Origin of the sequence: Exiguobacterium sp. Leaf187 (assembly GCF_001423925.1) — a bacterium.
GTDB lineage: Bacteria > Bacillota > Bacilli > Exiguobacteriales > Exiguobacteriaceae > Exiguobacterium_A > Exiguobacterium_A indicum.
In genome coordinates this window covers 13,727-30,592 of sequence record NZ_LMPR01000002.1, presented here as the reverse complement: position 1 = coordinate 30,592, position 16,866 = coordinate 13,727, and the positions used below count along the sequence as shown (strand labels likewise).

Below are 16,866 nucleotides of genomic sequence, written 5' to 3'. Positions count from 1 at the left end.
TCTGCCGTCAGGTATTTGATCCGTGCCTCTGCCTTCGCCAACCGTCTCTCCATCGACTCGTCTGTCTTCGGGCGTCCGCCTCCCAGAGCCTTTCCACGTTTGTCGTTCCGGAGACCCTCCTCTCCGTCTTTTCGGAACGTTTGGCGCCAGCGAATCAACGCGGAATGCGCTTTTCGTTTCCCGATCACCGTCAGGTCGAATCCAGCCTCCGTGAAGATTTGTTGAGGTCCTTTTCCTTCCATATTCTCACGTACAGCTTTGACCTTGAACTCGGCCGTGTACTGGATTGAACGTTCTGATACGGAAGCGACGTTCGGATTTTCTTCGAGCTGGTTGATTTGAGTCATAGTGAAGGTGATTTTACTCATGGTTGTTTCTCCCGTCTGAATGAATAGGTTCATTATAGCGATTCGTATGCACACGAAAAACCCCGAATGATACACTTTTTTATAAGTGTTTATCATTCGGGGTTCAGTTCATAATCGGATTAAGTCATTTTTTGATTTATTTTGAATGAGAATAGCTTGGTTATATTTTTAATATGAGTACAAAAACTTGATCTGACATTTGTTGAAAGACTTTAAACATTAATAAATAAGAAAAAGTAGATGTAATAGGTTGTATATGTTCTACTATAAACTTCTTTCTATAATATCAGCTGATAATAAAATGAAGGGAAGATGTTAATTTATGCTTATCGGTAAACGGTTAGAAGAACAAGAAATTAAATTTATTCTACATGACATCAAAGAAAATAAGAAGTTAAAAAATCTAATTGAAGAAATGAATCATAAACAAAAATTTGAATTTAATCCTCAAGAAGTAAAAGTCATTCAAGCAATTGAGTTTGATGCGAAAAAAGAAGAAGATGTTGTAACTGCAAAATCGATTTATTTTGAAGTGGCCAGCAATGTAAAGATTCGTTATATTACTCGATATCGAAATAATGATTTATCGACTCAAAATGACTTTTTTGTAGGTGAATATTATAACGAAGATAATGATGAAGTTACATTGAATAATTATACTGCTCGAAGCGAAAATTATATTAAGTTTTCAGAATCGACTTTTGATCAAGAATTAATCGCCTTGTATAAAGAAAAAAATGATAAAGAAGAAAGTGAGTTTCCTTTTTATCAAGATTATGTACCTGGAATGTTAAATGGAGATGTAGAGGCAAATGGTGTTTTTGATGGCTGTTTAGCTGGAGGTTATATTTGGTGTGGTCAAGCTTGTGGTGGTTCGTCAGCTTGTACTTCAACTAAAAAAGGAATTAATGGACTAGATAATTGCTGTAAAACACATGATTGCTGTTATACAAAACGAGGTGTAAGTTACCCTAACTGTTACTGTGATCAAAGATTATGTGACTGTGCTCAAGCAGCAGGTAAAACATTTAATACACCTGTAGTAGAAGCAGTAATGTGCTTTGTTTGCTAATAAAAAAAAGGAGAAGGAGATAAAAAAATGGAAAAGAATAAAAATGATGTAGAGGCTTTAGTATCAAGTAACGGAATTTCTATCGCTATTGGAGATAGAGTGGTCAATGGAACAAAAATGAATTTTACAAACGGTCTGGCACGAATCTCTGCTAAGAATACAAGTTCAAATGCAGTAATGGGTGTTCATATTGTAGACGTGGCAGGATTCGATGAACCAGTTAAAGAGTGGTTTTTGCAGCCAGGGCAATCGTTAAATCAGTCAAATATTAAAGTTAAAAAGGATTATTTGTATCTTCGATTGACAAGTTACAGTCAAAATGCGACAGGTCATGCTACATTGACTAAACTGTAAAAAATAAAAATTTCTCAAATTAATTAATCGATTGAATATAAATATAAATCCTAGTATTAGTGGTCATCTAATGTACTAGGATTTATATTTAATAAAATATTACAGGATTCCTAAAAATCCTAAAATTGATAATACAAATAGAAGTAAAAGAATACCCATTGCTATAAAAGCAAGATTTTTTCCGATACCTTTTTTACTAAACATAGCAGTTAATAAAGCTAACAGCATACCACCAATTAAATAATTTGTTCCCCAAAATCCGTTGACTGGAAGTACGCTAAATGTAATTAAAGTAAAAATAATTATCCCAATAGAAATCCACCCAAGATTTTTTGTCATGATGAAACCTCCTTTTATTACTAAATTAATTTTAGTATTTAGTATATAGTAACACATAAGTGTAAAAATAAAGGTTATACTATTTGAATTATTTAAGAAGATGATTATTTTTAACTAATTAATATTTCTTATGAATAGGACTAAAATATCGATATTCCATAAAAAAAGAATTTCGTGAAATGGTGCTTCTTTAAAAATTTTGATTAATGAGTAGAGTAAAAAAACCTTTAATTTACTAACACAACAATTTTATATAAATCCCAAATTTAGATTTTTTCGAAACACTTTTAAAATGTAGTAACTAAACTGAACTTTAGAGTTTAGAAAAAGTATTTGAATTGATTTAAGCTGCCATTAAGATGACTTCGGTATTGTACCGGAGTCATCTTTTGTCGTTTCCATTATTTTCGTTCGTTACTGTAATAATCAATAGATGCAACAATCATAGTTATACTTCATCGAGATTAGCTACTAATTACTAATCGAAACATCTTTAAAGCACCCAAAGAATACTTGGATCAGGACATTATTCAGTCAGTTTTCTGTATGCGACATGTATATAAACATTCCAACTCATGAATGCGTGATTAATAAGCAGGATAGGTATTTGAACTTCATTGGAATGTATTATGAATTGCGAGTAGCATATATTCTCGTGTAGTCATTCTACGAGTATATTCCTTGTATGATGCAGGTTTCATATAAAAGTTTGTAGATTCATAATATGCCATCATTTCAAGGGTGCGGAATCTTTCAAATAAGAGAGATAAACTACTTGGATAAAGTCAATACGAAGATAAGTGTTGTCTATAGCAAATATCTTACTATTTCTCTGATCGAGCTGACGGTTTGAGTCGTTTGATCCACTCTCAGTGTTATATGTCGCTATAGACATTTTATGCAAAATGCTCTGCCTACGGATCTTCATCGCATTCTTCAAGCAAGGAGAAATATGCTAGTGCCAAATAATTCTTGCGATTGACCTTAATGAGCATATACAGAGCCTTGGCAATCGGTTAAATGATTGCCTTCGTAAAAAATATAATGGTCATATAGTGATCACACGTCATTATTTTAAATTCTTCATTTCTCTTTTAAAACCATAAATTTGTTCTTTGCTGTAAGGTACTTAGTTCGTACTTCAGATTTCCCAAGGCTTCATCCGATGGAAGCTTCCTTTTTCGGTTAACGTCAAAGTTGAATCTTTCACATTTATCATTAAAACTCTTTTATCCATATATAAATTGTAGTGAACCATACTTTCACTACTTCGTTTGTTGTTTACTTAGCAATCATGTTACAGGGTAAAGAACAAATTGTATCGGCGCTTACCAACTGGATTCGAAAGTATCGCTCGAATTTTAAATTCTCCTTTGAAAATTTGCGATCTGATATGAAGGCGATGTGGAAAGTTGTTTGCGTTGATCTGTATTAATGATAAATCTGTTCATGGATAGTTCTCCTATTTAAACTGAGTAACTACAATATATCGATAACTTTAACTAACGTTTTAATCAAGGGGCCACTGCTCATTGATTAGTTTAACTTTACAGCTGATGTGTCACTTTTTACTTTTTGAGAGCTTAAATAATAAATTGAAGAAGATGATTATTTCTGAGAAGAATTTATTAACAAAAATTTTCATATCATAAAAAACATAAATAAAATAAAAATACATAATTATTTAATTTAATTCCAATAAAAAGTTGTTATAAGGCTTCTTAATACCTCTTTATAGGTTATTAAAGGCAATTTATGGAGGTTATTAATTGGCTAAAAAAGATTATGTGTCACCAAGTGTGTTGTCTGTAGGAATCGAAACAAAATGGCAAAAAGGATTCTACGGAGAAGGAATAGTCATTGCAGTTTTAGATACCGGTTGTGACGTGATGAACTTAGATCTGAAAGACAGAGTGATTGATGGATATAATTTCACCGAAGAGTTCAATGGAGATACAAATAATTATGGAGATACAAATGGTCATGGATCACATGTAGCTGGAATAATTGCAGGATCTAACAATAATTATGGCATTCAAGGTATTGCTCCCAAAGTATCTTTACTGATAGTAAAGGTGTTAAATGGTAGTGGAAAAGGTTCACTTGAACTTCTTTCTGAAGGACTAAAATATGCAATGAATTGGCGAGGTGATAATAATGAACGTGTCAAGATTATTTCTCTATCATTAGGAGTTCGAAAGTACGATAAAAAGCTACATGATCTTATCAAACAAGTTGATAAAAAAGGAATAACTGTTGTTGCAGCAGCTGGAAACGATGGTGATGGAGATTTGACTACGATGGAATATCGGTATCCAGCTTCTTTTAAAGAAGTGATTTCAGTTGGTGCAATTGATGAATCAATTAAAAATATAGCTGATTTTTCAAATTCAAATGAATTCGTAGATGTATATGCTCCAGGGGTAAATATTTATTCAAACTCCTTGAATAATGAGTTTATCGAAATGAGTGGTACTTCAATGGCAGTTCCTTTTGTAGCTGGATCCTTAGCAATTTTAATTGAGGAATATGAGAAAAAAGCTACTAGAACTATTTCTACAAAAGAAGTATTCGAAATTTTGATAAATCATACAACTATAGAGTTTATTGAGAAGACAATGATTAAATCTTTATATTTAGAAAAGTAATAAGTTGGAGGTGGCTTTGTGAAAGAGACAAGTGAATTGATTTTAAAATGCTTTTGTGAAAGTCGAAAAACACAAGCTTTTTTCTCAAAATGCTTAAGTGAAAATTTAAGCGAGACCGAAAGAAGTTTCATCATTGAGCTCATAAAAGATTCAAGTAACTTATCTGAAAAAATTAGCAACTACTGTAAAGAATAATTTTTTTTCGTTAATATAAGAACATACGTTTTTATTTCTTTGGGGGAAACTATGGATAAAGATAGATTAAACAGTTTAGATGAGAAAATAGTTGAATTTTTTGATGCTAATCAAGAGTTTTTAAATAACAAAATTATTAAAAATTTTTTAAATAACATCGAAAATCAAGAGCTTTTACTAAATGTTATTGAGAATCCAAATGAGAATAATAAAAATAAAATTGATGAATCGTTCAAAAAATTTTATTTTAACGTTCGATTTATCTCATTTATATCTCAGACTATATACTTTAGTGCAATTAATTTTGATAAGAAAATAAGACTTGTAAATAGTAGATTTCCGTTGATCGCTGATTCTAATTTAAAAGAAGATGATCAATTATCAATTAAAGATTTAATAGTTGATGATAAGGCCCATATCAATATTGAACAAATAATAAATGATGAGAATTTAGAAAAATATGTCGGAGACGAGAAATTACTACAGGCAATTCTTCTACTAACAGAAACTCAAAAAAAAATCATTAGTTTATCCTACATTGATGGACTATCAGATACTGAAATCGCTAAAAAGCTCAACAAGTCTCAGCAGACTGTATCAAAAACTAGAAAAAAAGCGCTAGAAAACATACATTCTCATTTAAATTTAGTTGAAAGGAGAACACTTGAATGACGGTAATTGAGTTACCACAATGGATTTCAATACTTGGAAATTTTGGATTTCCTATAGTGATTACTATGTATCTATTCATGAGATTTGAAAAGAAAATTGAAAATCTTGAAGTCGTAATTAGTCAACTATCAAGCGTAATACAGACGCATAAAAAGGATTGATTAAAATGGATCTATACGAATTAGTATCGAAATCAAAAAATGATGATCTTGCTCTTGAAAAAATCATTACTATGTTTGAACCCAAAATAAAAAAATCTTTGTCACTCACGACAAATCAGAATAAAGATGATCTCTCACAAGAACTGAAGTATAAATTAATAACCTCGATTAAACAGTACGATGTAAATTCAACTCCAGGATTTTGGGAGATTTATAATAAATCAAAAAAAGAAGTAGTTTAATTAAAAAGGAGAAAAATAAAAATGAAAATTACAGTATATACATCTGAAAATTGTACGTTTTGTAAATTGCAAAAGGAATTTATGTTAGAGAAAGGATTAAATTACACTAATGTCAACATTTATGAGAGTAAAGAAAAGTTTGATGCATTTAAATCAGAGGATGGAATAGGTACTCCATTAACGATTGTTGAAAAAGACAATGGTGAGAAAGTAAAAATTCATGGATTTAATTTATTAGAAATCGAAAAGCAATTACAGCTGAGCGATAATAATTAATTTTCATACTTCGTGTAAGAAAAATCATGAAGGAGTTTCAGATTGAACTTTAGGTACTATATGAAATTGATGTGTGCTCGTTGATTATGATTTTATAAAATGATTCTGATTTTGTATAGAAATCATTTTAATTTTATAATTCATGTTTAGAGTTCCTATAAAAATGAGCTTCAAATAAGTCGTTCTCAAGAAAAAAATGTAAGTTCAATAAAAGCACCCTTAACGTTTCAAGCTGATATGAGATGGCTTCGGTATTGTACCGGAGTCATCTTTTGTAGTTTCCATTGTATTGTAATAATCAATGTAAGCATCGACCATGGCACAAACCTCATCGAGGTCAGATACTAATTAATAATCGACATAATCTTTCAAGTGCCCAAAGAACGACTTCATCTGGGCATTATCCAGGCAGTTTTTCTCTACGGGATATGGATTGAAGCATTCCCATCTTAACTTATACGTGTTTGATAAGCAGAATGCGTATAATGGAATCCTTGATTGGAAGGTATCATGGCTTCTAGCGAACATTCGCTTGGAGTCGTTCTGCGAATTTATTCGTTGTATGAAGGGCGGGTTCCGTATGGAAGCTTGTAGATACATGATGTGCCATCATTCCACGTCGCTCACTCCATAAATGCGATCTATCTTCCACCACCGTTTTAACGCTTAGTTCTTCGTTTGCTTACCAATCATGTCCAGCCCAAAGCCGCTTTCCTCAATGGTTTGTATCGGTCGCTTAACAGCTAAATTCTCCTTTATATTGAATTGTACGATCTAATACAGAGGCTATGTGAAGATCCATTTCAAGTTGTCTGGTTTGATCTGGATTAAAGTCGCGTTTGCTCATGAATAGTTCTCGCATCTAAATTGAATAGGCACAGTATATAGATACCTTTAAACACAAAAAACCCGAATGGGGTCTTTTATTAAGTGTCCACCATTCAGGATTCATTTCAAATTCTACGAAAGGGATGCTTTTTATATAGAAGTTAATAAAAATTAAATCTTAAATCGATTGGTTCCTTTTTCCAAAATATCAGTCGTTTTGTTCAGCGTGATAACTAAATCATGTAAGGATGTAATCGTACCAATCATCTGTTCCGATGCAGCAGCGACTTCTTCGTTTCCGGCAGTATGTTCCTCAGCGACCGATGCAATCTCACCTAACGCGTGACGGATGCGGTTCTCGGATTGCAGCACGTTCTGCATTTGAAGTGCCATGTGTTTCGTGGACTGAGAGACGACCTCGACGTGTTCCGTCAATCGACTGAAGGACTGATCTGTTTCGAGGATGGATTTTTTACCCGCTTCTGTCTCATTGACTGTTTCAGTGAAGCTTCTTTCCATTGAACGCGTACTGACGAGAACGTTGTTAACGATCGATGAGATTTGACTGACGTTATCCGCGACGTGCATGGAGAGGTTCTTTACCTCCGAGGCGACCACGGCGAATCCTTTCCCTTGTTCACCCGCGCGTGCTGCTTCGATCGCGGCGTTCAGGGCGAGCAGGTTCGTCTGCTCGGAGATATCACGGATGATGGAGATGAGACCTTGGATCTCTTCGGATTGTCGATTCAATTCCTGTACCTGATGCGTCGAATCTTGGACATGCTGATGGATGACGTTCATCCGCTCGACGGACCGATGCATGTGGGAACGGCCCTCTCGCGTCAGCTCGTCCATCTCAACCGTCGCCGTGTTGATGTCATGACTGACCTCGTCCGTGCTCCGGATCAGGTCGGCGAACGCGTTCATCTCCTCGTTGAGGGAGTGGGTGACGTGGGTCTGGCTCTCAGTACCGACGGCGATTTCCGTCATCGTGTGCGCGATCTGACGTGATCCATCGAGGACCTCCTGGGAGCTCGAGTCGATGGTCTCGCTGGTACGGGTGATCAACGTAGAGGTCTCCTTGATCTCGCCGATCATCGTACTCAGCATGTCATTCATGTCTTTCATCGATACGGCGAGGGCATGGATCTCGTCGTTCGCCCCCGCCTTCAGGTCGCGTAGGCGATGAGCGGCACTTTCCAGGTCACCTTCCGTGATGAATTGAGCGACCTCCTGCAGCGTACGGATCGGGTCGAGCTTACGCATAAGGATGAAGCGTAGGAAGATGAGCGTGATCCCGAAGAAGATGACAAGACCTAGGAAGAAGAGTGGGAAGTTTTGTTTGGCGAGTGCCATCGTTAACGCATGTACTTCGTCCGCCGAGATGTCGCTGCCGAGAATACCGATGACGTCACCGTTAGTAGCCTTGATTGGGACGAAGATGCTGATGTATTTTCCATATTTCTTATCTTCGATGATGTCGGTCGCATGTGTCTTCCCGGATAAAACATCCTTCACATCTTTGAGGGAGGCACCGGTCGCCACCTCACCAATGTTGCTCGCGCTCTCGGAAGAATTCCCGTCGACCATGAGCTTGACCTGACCGTCCTCTACGAGTGCTGTGTATGTGTAGAGAAGACCGTTTTGCTGGCGGAGTTTGTCTAGTTGAGAACGAAGCACGTCGTAGTCCTTCCCTTTTTCAGGTCGAGCGAGAAAACGCTCATATGCTGTAGGGTCAATCTGGCCAGCGATGCGTTGTGCATCCAGGGTGGCTGTCTTTTTGAGTGTGGAGAGGGCAGTTTGAGTAGTGTTGAGGTAGAGTGCAATGTTACTGAACAAGAAAAATAGAAGTAGAATGATACCGATGATGAGGGAGAGTCTGTTCCTTAATGAATGCTTACGTTTGCTGTGCATAAGAATCCTCCTGAGTTTTTTTCATACAGCTAGTAGTATCGGTACCTGCTGCCATTTGTTTAGGTTTTGATCAGAAGTAAAAAATTTCAGAAAGTAAATAAATGTAAAGTCTTCTGTATATACAATCTGTAATTGGTAAACGTTCATCTGACAACACTCGACATCTCAGTAAGTCGTTTTATGTCCTCTATGTGACGTTTGATAGGACCATGTCTTTCTGGCATAAGCGGGGACCGGAATGCTTTGGACTTGAGGAGCTGCAGCAGGATTAAAGTATATAAGGATGCAATATCATACTTCCAGTCGGCATACATCATGCTTATATCCAGAGATTAGGATTGTATACGTTTCGACGTCGAAATCCGTTTGAGTATCATTAAAAGAGATCGTAATGCAAAATAATAAGATTGAATTACGAAGAAAAAAATATCATTTTTCAGTTCAGGTATCTAAGCGTCTGTCGAATTCGAATTATCTAAAGAACAAGATCTATTATTTTGATGAATGAGAGACGACATGACGCTGAAAACATGGATCAATCGCAAATGGTTTTCCTAACTCTCTGTACTATAAGTAGTAGTCGATGAGCAAATTCTTGAATAGAATACCGGTGAGAGAGGTACAAGGGACAAAGAGATTTGGAACAGGAAAGAACAAAAAATGTCCATCAATCCGATTAGGACGATGGACATGATGATCAATGGAACATTATGTACAGCATTTAACAGCTTTCTTTTGATCTGATTTCGGTATGTACATGATATCGTTTTTAACTTGTACCTCAATATCATTTTCTTTCAGTCTTTCGACGTTTGATTTGTTATATTCGCCCCACTTGATCATTTCCTGAGTATTATGTTGACTTCCGCACCCGGCTAAAATGCTTACGAATGCAATCGCGACGAGATTTTTCATCATGTTTCATCTCCCCCTTAAAAATTTTATAGTCTTCTAAACTGATATTTATGAAACTAAAGCTATTATATCTTGTATACATAATAAAATTCAAAGAAGTATTTATCGGGAAAAATGTTATGTGCTACTTCGTTACTGCTCGGCCAATTCTATCTTTGGGATCAAAGAGACTAGGTCCATGCCTTCGGAGAGCAAGAACGGAATCAAATCAAATATAATCAAATGATGAATCAGGTACGGAAAGAGATCGACTCCATGGACCTTGATGCATCGGTCGTGGACGAGATATCTTCTGAAAATGTCGAATCGACATATCATCACGTTGGATATGAACCAACGCGTGTGATATATGGAAAGCGTCTTTGATATTGATCTACTGGAAAAGCAATTATCGTTGGTGTAACTCGTATCAGATTATATCCGTCAGTCAGAGATACATCTTATTTATATATATATAGAATGCACGTACTAAAGTTGGACCGAGAATTATCATCGGCTTGCTCAAAAAGAAGCGGCGAATTCGATAGTAGGTTTCCAACGAAATCCACCCGTCAAAGAAATACTCAAGTTATACATTAGTTGTAGATACTTGATACGTGCATCAGTAGAGACACCAGTCTGATTGAGCAGAGTCTCGCGCAAGGGATGATGACTCTCGATGAAAAATTCGTTTCTTCGATGAAGGCGCTCCAAATATTCCAGTGATGGAATACGTGCGAACTTACCATTCGATCCTCGATTACAACTTTGGCATGCCAATACTAAGTTCCAGACGCCATTCAAATCCTGCTCGAACTCGGTGCCTAAGATATGAGGAATGAAATGATCGACATCAGCTAAGTTCAGGTCGCCTGATTGAATGCTGATGTCACGGAAACAGTAAAAACATTTGCCTTTTTGGTAACCATTCAGGGCGTCTCTGGAAGAAGTGATGTCGATTCGTCGATTTCGATCCGTCTCTTGGATGAAGAATTGTTCTTTGATGGCATCGTGTTTCACGTTTAGTAGGGAAGGGGCGATGTTCAGACCCCAAGCTGTCTCAACTAGGCGCCATCTGGCCTCCACTTCGAGTGAGAAGTTCTCCATTTGAACAGATTGTAAGATATTGTACATATCGTCGGTCAAGACGATACCCTTCGTATTCCCATGTTTTTGTACTTGACGATTTGTCAAACAAAAAAGAAAACTCACATATTTCCTCAGATGTGAGTTCTACCTGTCTTATTTATAGATATCACGACGATGCCCGATCTCGAGAATCAAAATCACGACTTTTTCATCTTGAATGTCAGCAATCAGACGATAATCACCGATGCGATACCGCCATTCACCCGAGCGATTCGAGACGAGTCCTTTACCATGACGACGCGGATCATCCGTCCCGACCAGATTCTTCTTGATCCAGGACATGATGATCCGCGCTTGTTGAGGATCCATCTTCTTGAGAGACTTTTGAGCTCCGCGCTCAAACTCTACCGTAAATGCTGTCATTCTAAATCAAGTTCCTTCATCATATCGTCGAAAGAGATCGCTTCTGATTTTTTACGGTGTGCTGCCATCGAATCATGATAGAGTTGTAAATCGATTTCGTCTTCGATGCGGTCGAGGACGGCATCGCGAACGAGTGTAGAAATCGTGATGTTTTTTGCCTTCGCATATTCTTTGATGAGTCGTGTATCCTGGTCATCCAGACGTACGGAAATGGTACTCATGATTATCAGCTCCTTTGTAATACATTGTAATACATATTCCAGTAGTAGTCTAGAAATGGCACCGATTTAAAATAGGATTGAACCTGTTATAACTAGTATGAAAATGATGAATAAGTATGAAAAAAGAAAGACTGCTGTATCGCATGCCTTTCTTTTTGTATAAGACGTCGCACACGCTGAAATGCTCATGTGGAGGATCATAAATACACGGAAATACTATACAACGCTGCGAAAAATAATGAGATCGAGACGCCTAATCCAAGATAGAGGGTCTTGATGGAGTCTTGGGTTGATCGGATGACGTACACCAACAATCCCACGAAAAGGAGGCTGATTGCCATCAAGAAGAGGGATATCATGGTCGGCTCGAACCGGATATCAGAATAGGTGAAACGCGAGCTAGGGAAAAGAAACCCTGACAGTGGACCAGCCCCGCTGGATTGAAGAGTATCCTTGATCGAGTGAGGGGGTTCCTGTTGACCGAGCCACGCAGTCGCTGTGAAGAGAAGCAGGATCAAGATGCCTTCCATGCGCATCCGCATCCGTCGGACTTCAAACGATCGTTCAGGAGACGCGTAACTCCACTTCCCGTTCATGATACCGATGATCAGCACGGGTAGAATCAGGACGTGTTTCCAGAGTAAGGCTTGTCCATACGGTAAAATCCAGGAATCGGAATACTCCTCTACCTGCACGACGACAGACATCAGATAGATGCCGGAACCGACGATCAGTAAGAAACATAGCGTCACGAGTGGTTTGAACCATTCGAGGAAGATGCCCCAGTTACGGTCTGATGGACTCCAAAAGCCGAGTATGAGCAATCCACCGGTCCAGATGAAGACGGCGAGTGCGTGAATAGAATGTACGAGCATGCCTTCTGCCCCTTTGATGCTAGAGGCGTGCCCGGACCACGCGAACGTAACGACCATCGCCATAACAAGGAATACCCCTAGTTTTATACGTCCAGGACTGAGTGATGAACGATTGATGACGATGAGAAGGAGTACACTCCAGAGAGCCATCAGAATCCAAGCGTTCCCTGCCTCGAATGTAAGTAACACGGATTGCAGTGTTATCCAAAAACCGATCTCTTCATATAAATACAGTACGATTCGTAAGACGGACAGGGAAAAGGATAACAGCATCAGCACGATGAGCATGCGAACCCAGCGGATTGAAAGCGATACGTCAGGTCGGTAAGAACGAGGGATGAGCTGGACGGAAAAGAAACCGATCAACAGCGCAAGACAACCGTAGAGGAGCGTATCGCCGATCAGATAGAGCGCGGTCATCGCTTCCGCCCCTTCCCGATAAATCAGATCAGCTCGTCCAAACATTCACCGTTTCCGGGATGGACTGTAGTAGCTGTGCTAAGACGATCGAACAACACTTTCAAAAGATGCAAAATGTCCAGACCGTCACAGTTTCGTTTGCCCGTGGGGAGATGGAAATCGACCATCAGCTGGATGCTCGACAAGTCCAAAGCGAGCTGAACAAGATCGGTTTCGATGGATACGTCAAGGGAAAGAAAACGTCCGAGGCACCGGTCCGGTCGTTCGAGGGGATCTCCTTGATCCTGTCCGGGATTTTGATTGGTCTGGGATTGCTCATCCAAACGAGCGGAGTAGCGTATCTTCCGAATGTTTTGTACGGTATCGCCTTGATCCTCAGTGGAGGGAGAGTTTTTCGGAGTGCCTATTATGCCGTCCGTGCCCTCTCACTCGACATGAACGTATTGATGAGCGTAGCAGCCATCGGTGCCGCATGTATCGGGGAGTGGCTCGAGGGAGCGACCGTCGTCTTCCTCTTTGCCATCGGCAATTTGCTTCAGAATCGCTCCCTTGCGCGGACGCGCAATTCCATTCAGAAACTGATCGAACTGTCTCCGAAGGAAGCCTTCGTGCTGACGGACGGGGACGTTAGACGTAAACCGGTGGAAGCGGTGCGAGTCGGAGAAATCCTCCGGATTCGACCAGGTGATCAGGTTGCACTGGACGGCACGATCCTGAACGGGACGACGACCATCAATCAAGCACCGATCACGGGCGAATCGATTCCTGTCGATAAGAAGGAAGGCGATCACGTATTTGCCGGAACGCTCAACATGGATCGTTCGTTCGACATGATCGTCGAGAAGACGTATCAAGAGACGACGCTTGCGCACATCATTGAACTGGTCGAGGAAGCGCAGGATAATAAAGCACCGAGTGAAGCGTTCATCGATCGTTTCGCGAAAGTGTATACACCGTTCGTCTTCCTAGGTGCATTGTTGCTGATGATCGTCCCACCTTTACTCCAACTTGGTAGTTGGGGAGAGTGGTTCTATAAGGGGTAGCGTCAGGAAAATGCGGATTTACAATGCTAAGGAAATTCCCATACTAAAAAGCCAAATTTCTCAACATCAATTGAGAAATTTGGCTTTTTCCGTTGCTCAGTTAAAGCGTCCTTTAGTTGTATATTTCCTGTTAATATCCCTTTTGAAGCATAACATTGTTTTCAATGATCGCACCCGATAGTTGACGCCCATTTTAGAACCTATTCTTTGATTTTCAATAAGCGTAAACTGTTTAATGTTACAAGTAAAGTTGCTCCCATATCAGCAAATATAGCTATCCAAAGTGTTAACCAACCGGGCATGACCAAAAGTAATGCCACTAATTTAATCGCCAAAGAGAAGGTAATGTTTTGCTTGATGATTGCTAAAGCCTTACGGCTTAATTTTATTGTATATGGCAATTTACTCAAATCATCAGACATTAAGGCGATGTCAGCCGTTTCTAAAGCTGTATCAGTTCCAGCACCACCCATTGCTACACCAACGGTAGATGCCGCAAGGGCTGGAGCATCATTCACGCCATCTCCGACCATCCCCACACTTTGATGTTTTTCTCGAAGTTCTTTAATAAAATTAAGCTTATCTTCTGGAAGTAAGTCAGCTTTAATATCCGAAACACCAACTTGTTTTCCGATGGCTGTTGCCGTTCTTTGGTTATCGCCTGTTAGCATCACTGTTTCGATTCCCATATTGTTCAACTTGCCGATAACTTCTTTAGACGATTCCCTCATTTCATCGGCTACGGCAATAAACGAAAGAATTTCTTTTTCTGTTCCTAACACCATCACCGTTTTACCTTGAGTTTGCATATCGGCAATTTTTTCTTTCCTATCGCTTGAAATGCTTCCGTGTAATTCCTCAAAAAGATTTGGACTTCCCACATAATACATTTCATTATTTATTTTGGCTTTAACGCCTTTACCTGTAATGGATTGAAAATCCTCTACTGTTACTTCGTTGAATTTTAATCCATTTTCTTCTGCTTTTCGCATAATCGCTGAAGCAAGAGGGTGCTGTGATCCTTTTTCAATGGCTGCTGTTATGGTCATTAATTCATTTTCATTTCTACCATATGTCACAATGTCTGTTACAGCAGGAATCCCTTTGGTTAATGTTCCTGTTTTATCAAAGGCTATCGCTTTTAAGTGTCCTGCTTCTTCTAAATGGATACCACCTTTAATTAAAACACCATTTTTCGCTGCATTTCCTATTGCTGTAACCACAGCAACTGGAGTTGAGACTACTAAGGCACAAGGACAACCAACCACTAATACAGCTAAGCCTTGATAAATCCATTGGCTCCAGTCTCCGCCAAATAATGGTGGAACTACCGCAATTAAAAGAGCTAGTATGACAATAGCTGGTGTATAGTATTTTGCAAATTTATCGACAAACGCTTGAGAAGGGGCCCGTTCTGCTTGGGCTTCTTCTACCAAGTGAATGATTTTTGAAAGAGTAGTATCTTCAACTCGTTTTGTTACTTTAACCTCAAGTAACCCTTCTTCATTCAAGGTTCCTGCAAATACTTCATCATTTGTGGTTTTCGTTACTGGAACACTTTCACCTGTAATCGCAGCCTGATTTAATGTCGATGTACCTTTAACCACTATTCCATCCATTGCTAACTTTTGACCGGGCTTAACAATCATGATGTCTCCAACTTGAATATCATCAACATGAATCATCATTTCTTCATTGCCTCGTCGAATTAACGCTTCTTTTGGGGCAATATCCATTAAAGATTCAATAGATTGACGTGCTTTATCCATTGAATAACGCTCTAATGCTTCACTAATCGCAAATAGGATAACAACGGTTGCCCCTTCACCCCATTCACCAATGATTGCAGCTCCTATAATTGCAATAGTCATAAGCGTATTCATATCGAAATTTAATCTGCTTAGATTTTTGAGACCTTTAATGAATAACGAATATCCACCGATTAAAATGGACGCTGCATAACCAATTGTCGGTAGAACATGCTCTTCACCATACTGCTCTCCTAAGAACCAGCTAACTACAAGTAAAAGAGCTGATATATATACCTTAATGTTTTCTTTCTGCTTCCAAAAAGGTTCTCGTTCTACCCTTTGTTCTTTTTCATCTCGAATTTTTAAATTTTCAAATGCTCCTGCTTTTTCTAATTCTTCAATGGTTGTCGTCCCTTTAACATAAACTTTAGATGCTCCGAAATTTACTTTCGCATCCTGAACACCGGGAAGTTCTTTAACATTATTTTCAAAAATGGCTGCACAGTTAGTACAAGTAAATCCTTGAACACGATAGGCTTTCATTTCTTCTTCAGACAGTTTTGCTTTCCCACTAGACATTGATCTTCACCTCTTTCTTATGTGCCAATGCAATCATCATAATTTGTCTGATATGCTCATCATCTAATGAATAAAATGCAAGTTTTCCCTCTTTTCGAAACTTAACAATCCCTTGCTTATGGAGCGTTCGCAGGTGATGAGAGGCATTTGCAACCGTAACACCTATAATATTTGCTATATCACACACACACAGTTCGTCATCTTGACATAAAGCATAGGTAATTTTTGCTCTATTTTCATCTGCAATAGCTTTTAACATTTGGGCAACACTAGAAATATCTACTGTCTGTAAATTACCTTGTATTCGATTGACCTTTTCTTCGTCATAACAATAAATTTCACAAGTATCTTTCTTAATCACATTCTCACCCCAATATCATTCAAGTGTTTATTTGAATATAGTATAACCATTTTTAATAATTCATTCAAGTGTTTATTTGAATGAGTAAAAAAATTCATAAAAAAAGAATTGGAGTACCCAATTCTAATAACAAAATAACCA

The 16,866-nt window shown here is 38.4% G+C and carries 18 protein-coding genes; 8 read left to right on the top strand and 10 right to left on the bottom strand.

Features of this window, described 5'->3' with window-relative positions; all coding sequences use genetic code 11:
* The coding region (locus tag ASF99_RS17500; protein ID WP_055966540.1) for an HTH domain-containing protein at positions 1-368 on the bottom strand (368 nt) is incomplete at its 3' end.
* A gap of 322 nt (positions 369-690) precedes the next feature.
* On the opposite strand from ASF99_RS17500, the gene ASF99_RS00155 reads away from it, so the two are divergent.
* Positions 691-1,440, top strand: a complete 750-nt coding sequence (locus ASF99_RS00155) for a hypothetical protein (protein ID WP_055966276.1) — start codon at positions 691-693, stop codon at positions 1,438-1,440.
* Between the two features lie 27 nt (positions 1,441-1,467).
* Entirely contained in the window at positions 1,468-1,794 is a 327-nt protein-coding gene (locus ASF99_RS00150; protein ID WP_055966274.1) for a hypothetical protein, read from the top strand.
* 99 nt (positions 1,795-1,893) lie between these two features.
* Here the strand turns inward: ASF99_RS00150 and ASF99_RS00145 are convergent, their stop codons facing one another.
* Positions 1,894-2,133: a hypothetical protein gene (locus tag ASF99_RS00145; RefSeq protein WP_055966271.1), complete on the bottom strand. Its 240-nt coding sequence runs from the start codon at positions 2,131-2,133 to the stop codon at positions 1,894-1,896.
* 1,769 nt (positions 2,134-3,902) lie between these two features.
* Between ASF99_RS00145 and ASF99_RS00140 the strand changes: the two genes are divergently transcribed.
* From ASF99_RS00140 to ASF99_RS00125, 5 genes are all read left to right on the top strand, one after another.
* Positions 3,903-4,781, top strand: coding sequence for a S8 family peptidase (locus ASF99_RS00140; RefSeq protein ID WP_055966269.1), 879 nt, complete (start codon positions 3,903-3,905; stop codon positions 4,779-4,781).
* Between the two features lie 246 nt (positions 4,782-5,027).
* Positions 5,028-5,648: a sigma-70 family RNA polymerase sigma factor gene (locus ASF99_RS00135; protein WP_055966266.1), complete on the top strand. Its 621-nt coding sequence runs from the start codon at positions 5,028-5,030 to the stop codon at positions 5,646-5,648.
* Complete coding sequence (locus ASF99_RS17010; protein ID WP_075643114.1) at positions 5,645-5,809, top strand: YvrJ family protein; 165 nt, start codon at positions 5,645-5,647, stop codon at positions 5,807-5,809. Before ASF99_RS00135 ends, ASF99_RS17010 begins: the two co-directional genes overlap by 4 nt.
* 5 nt (positions 5,810-5,814) lie before the next feature.
* On the top strand, positions 5,815-6,051 hold the full coding sequence (locus ASF99_RS00130; RefSeq protein ID WP_055966263.1) for a helix-turn-helix domain-containing protein: 237 nt from the start codon (positions 5,815-5,817) through the stop codon (positions 6,049-6,051).
* A 21-nt stretch (positions 6,052-6,072) separates the two neighbouring features.
* Positions 6,073-6,327, top strand: coding sequence for a glutaredoxin family protein (locus ASF99_RS00125; RefSeq protein ID WP_055966260.1), 255 nt, complete (start codon positions 6,073-6,075; stop codon positions 6,325-6,327).
* Between the two features lie 999 nt (positions 6,328-7,326).
* On the opposite strand, the gene ASF99_RS00120 is transcribed toward ASF99_RS00125, so the two are convergent.
* The 6 genes from ASF99_RS00120 to ASF99_RS00095 all read right to left on the bottom strand — a co-directional run bounded on the left by ASF99_RS00120 (position 7,327) and on the right by ASF99_RS00095 (position 13,036).
* Positions 7,327-9,069 (bottom strand): methyl-accepting chemotaxis protein, encoded by a 1,743-nt coding sequence (locus ASF99_RS00120; RefSeq protein WP_055966258.1) that lies wholly within the window; start codon positions 9,067-9,069, stop codon positions 7,327-7,329.
* A 708-nt stretch (positions 9,070-9,777) separates the two neighbouring features.
* Entirely contained in the window at positions 9,778-9,987 is a 210-nt protein-coding gene (locus tag ASF99_RS00115; RefSeq protein WP_055966256.1) for a hypothetical protein, read from the bottom strand.
* A gap of 498 nt (positions 9,988-10,485) precedes the next feature.
* Entirely contained in the window at positions 10,486-11,157 is a 672-nt protein-coding gene (locus ASF99_RS00110; protein ID WP_075643113.1) for an HNH endonuclease domain-containing protein, read from the bottom strand.
* Between the two features lie 48 nt (positions 11,158-11,205).
* Complete coding sequence (locus tag ASF99_RS00105) at positions 11,206-11,475, bottom strand: type II toxin-antitoxin system RelE family toxin (RefSeq protein WP_047395636.1); 270 nt, start codon at positions 11,473-11,475, stop codon at positions 11,206-11,208.
* Positions 11,472-11,696 (bottom strand): type II toxin-antitoxin system RelB family antitoxin, encoded by a 225-nt coding sequence (gene relB, locus ASF99_RS00100; RefSeq protein WP_026829710.1) that lies wholly within the window; start codon positions 11,694-11,696, stop codon positions 11,472-11,474. Before relB ends, ASF99_RS00105 begins: the two co-directional genes overlap by 4 nt.
* Before the next feature lie 197 nt (positions 11,697-11,893).
* Complete coding sequence (locus ASF99_RS00095) at positions 11,894-13,036, bottom strand: copper resistance D family protein (protein WP_055966251.1); 1,143 nt, start codon at positions 13,034-13,036, stop codon at positions 11,894-11,896.
* Between the two features lie 14 nt (positions 13,037-13,050).
* On the opposite strand from ASF99_RS00095, the gene ASF99_RS00090 reads away from it, so the two are divergent.
* On the top strand, positions 13,051-14,034 hold the full coding sequence (locus ASF99_RS00090; RefSeq protein WP_082486908.1) for a heavy metal translocating P-type ATPase: 984 nt from the start codon (positions 13,051-13,053) through the stop codon (positions 14,032-14,034).
* Positions 14,035-14,234: 200 nt separating this feature from the next.
* Here the strand turns inward: ASF99_RS00090 and ASF99_RS00085 are convergent, their stop codons facing one another.
* Both ASF99_RS00085 and ASF99_RS00080 read right to left on the bottom strand, forming a co-directional pair.
* Complete coding sequence (locus tag ASF99_RS00085) at positions 14,235-16,364, bottom strand: heavy metal translocating P-type ATPase (RefSeq protein WP_017474135.1); 2,130 nt, start codon at positions 16,362-16,364, stop codon at positions 14,235-14,237.
* Positions 16,357-16,725 carry an ArsR/SmtB family transcription factor gene (locus ASF99_RS00080; RefSeq protein WP_017474136.1) on the bottom strand — a complete coding sequence of 123 codons (369 nt, stop codon included), beginning with the start codon at positions 16,723-16,725 and terminating at the stop codon, positions 16,357-16,359. Before ASF99_RS00080 ends, ASF99_RS00085 begins: the two co-directional genes overlap by 8 nt.
* Positions 16,726-16,866: the final 141 nt, after the last annotated feature.

Excerpts from the sequence above, each read along its gene's own strand:
- ASF99_RS00155 (WP_055966276.1), top strand. The coding sequence starts at position 691 with ATGCTTATCGGTAAACGGTTAGAAGAACAAGAAATTAAATTTATTCTA.
- ASF99_RS00150 (WP_055966274.1), top strand. The coding sequence starts at position 1,468 with ATGGAAAAGAATAAAAATGATGTAGAGGCTTTAGTATCAAGTAACGGA.
- ASF99_RS00145 (WP_055966271.1), bottom strand. The coding sequence starts at position 2,133 with ATGACAAAAAATCTTGGGTGGATTTCTATTGGGATAATTATTTTTACT.
- ASF99_RS00135 (WP_055966266.1), top strand. The coding sequence starts at position 5,028 with ATGGATAAAGATAGATTAAACAGTTTAGATGAGAAAATAGTTGAATTT.
- ASF99_RS17010 (WP_075643114.1), top strand. The coding sequence starts at position 5,645 with ATGACGGTAATTGAGTTACCACAATGGATTTCAATACTTGGAAATTTT.
- ASF99_RS00130 (WP_055966263.1), top strand. The coding sequence starts at position 5,815 with ATGGATCTATACGAATTAGTATCGAAATCAAAAAATGATGATCTTGCT.
- ASF99_RS00125 (WP_055966260.1), top strand. The coding sequence starts at position 6,073 with ATGAAAATTACAGTATATACATCTGAAAATTGTACGTTTTGTAAATTG.
- ASF99_RS00120 (WP_055966258.1), bottom strand. The coding sequence starts at position 9,069 with ATGCACAGCAAACGTAAGCATTCATTAAGGAACAGACTCTCCCTCATC.
- ASF99_RS00115 (WP_055966256.1), bottom strand. The coding sequence starts at position 9,987 with ATGATGAAAAATCTCGTCGCGATTGCATTCGTAAGCATTTTAGCCGGG.
- ASF99_RS00105 (WP_047395636.1), bottom strand. The coding sequence starts at position 11,475 with ATGACAGCATTTACGGTAGAGTTTGAGCGCGGAGCTCAAAAGTCTCTC.
- relB (WP_026829710.1), bottom strand. The coding sequence starts at position 11,696 with ATGAGTACCATTTCCGTACGTCTGGATGACCAGGATACACGACTCATC.
- ASF99_RS00095 (WP_055966251.1), bottom strand. The coding sequence starts at position 13,036 with ATGTTTGGACGAGCTGATCTGATTTATCGGGAAGGGGCGGAAGCGATG.
- ASF99_RS00090 (WP_082486908.1), top strand. The coding sequence starts at position 13,051 with ATGGACTGTAGTAGCTGTGCTAAGACGATCGAACAACACTTTCAAAAG.
- ASF99_RS00085 (WP_017474135.1), bottom strand. The coding sequence starts at position 16,364 with ATGTCTAGTGGGAAAGCAAAACTGTCTGAAGAAGAAATGAAAGCCTAT.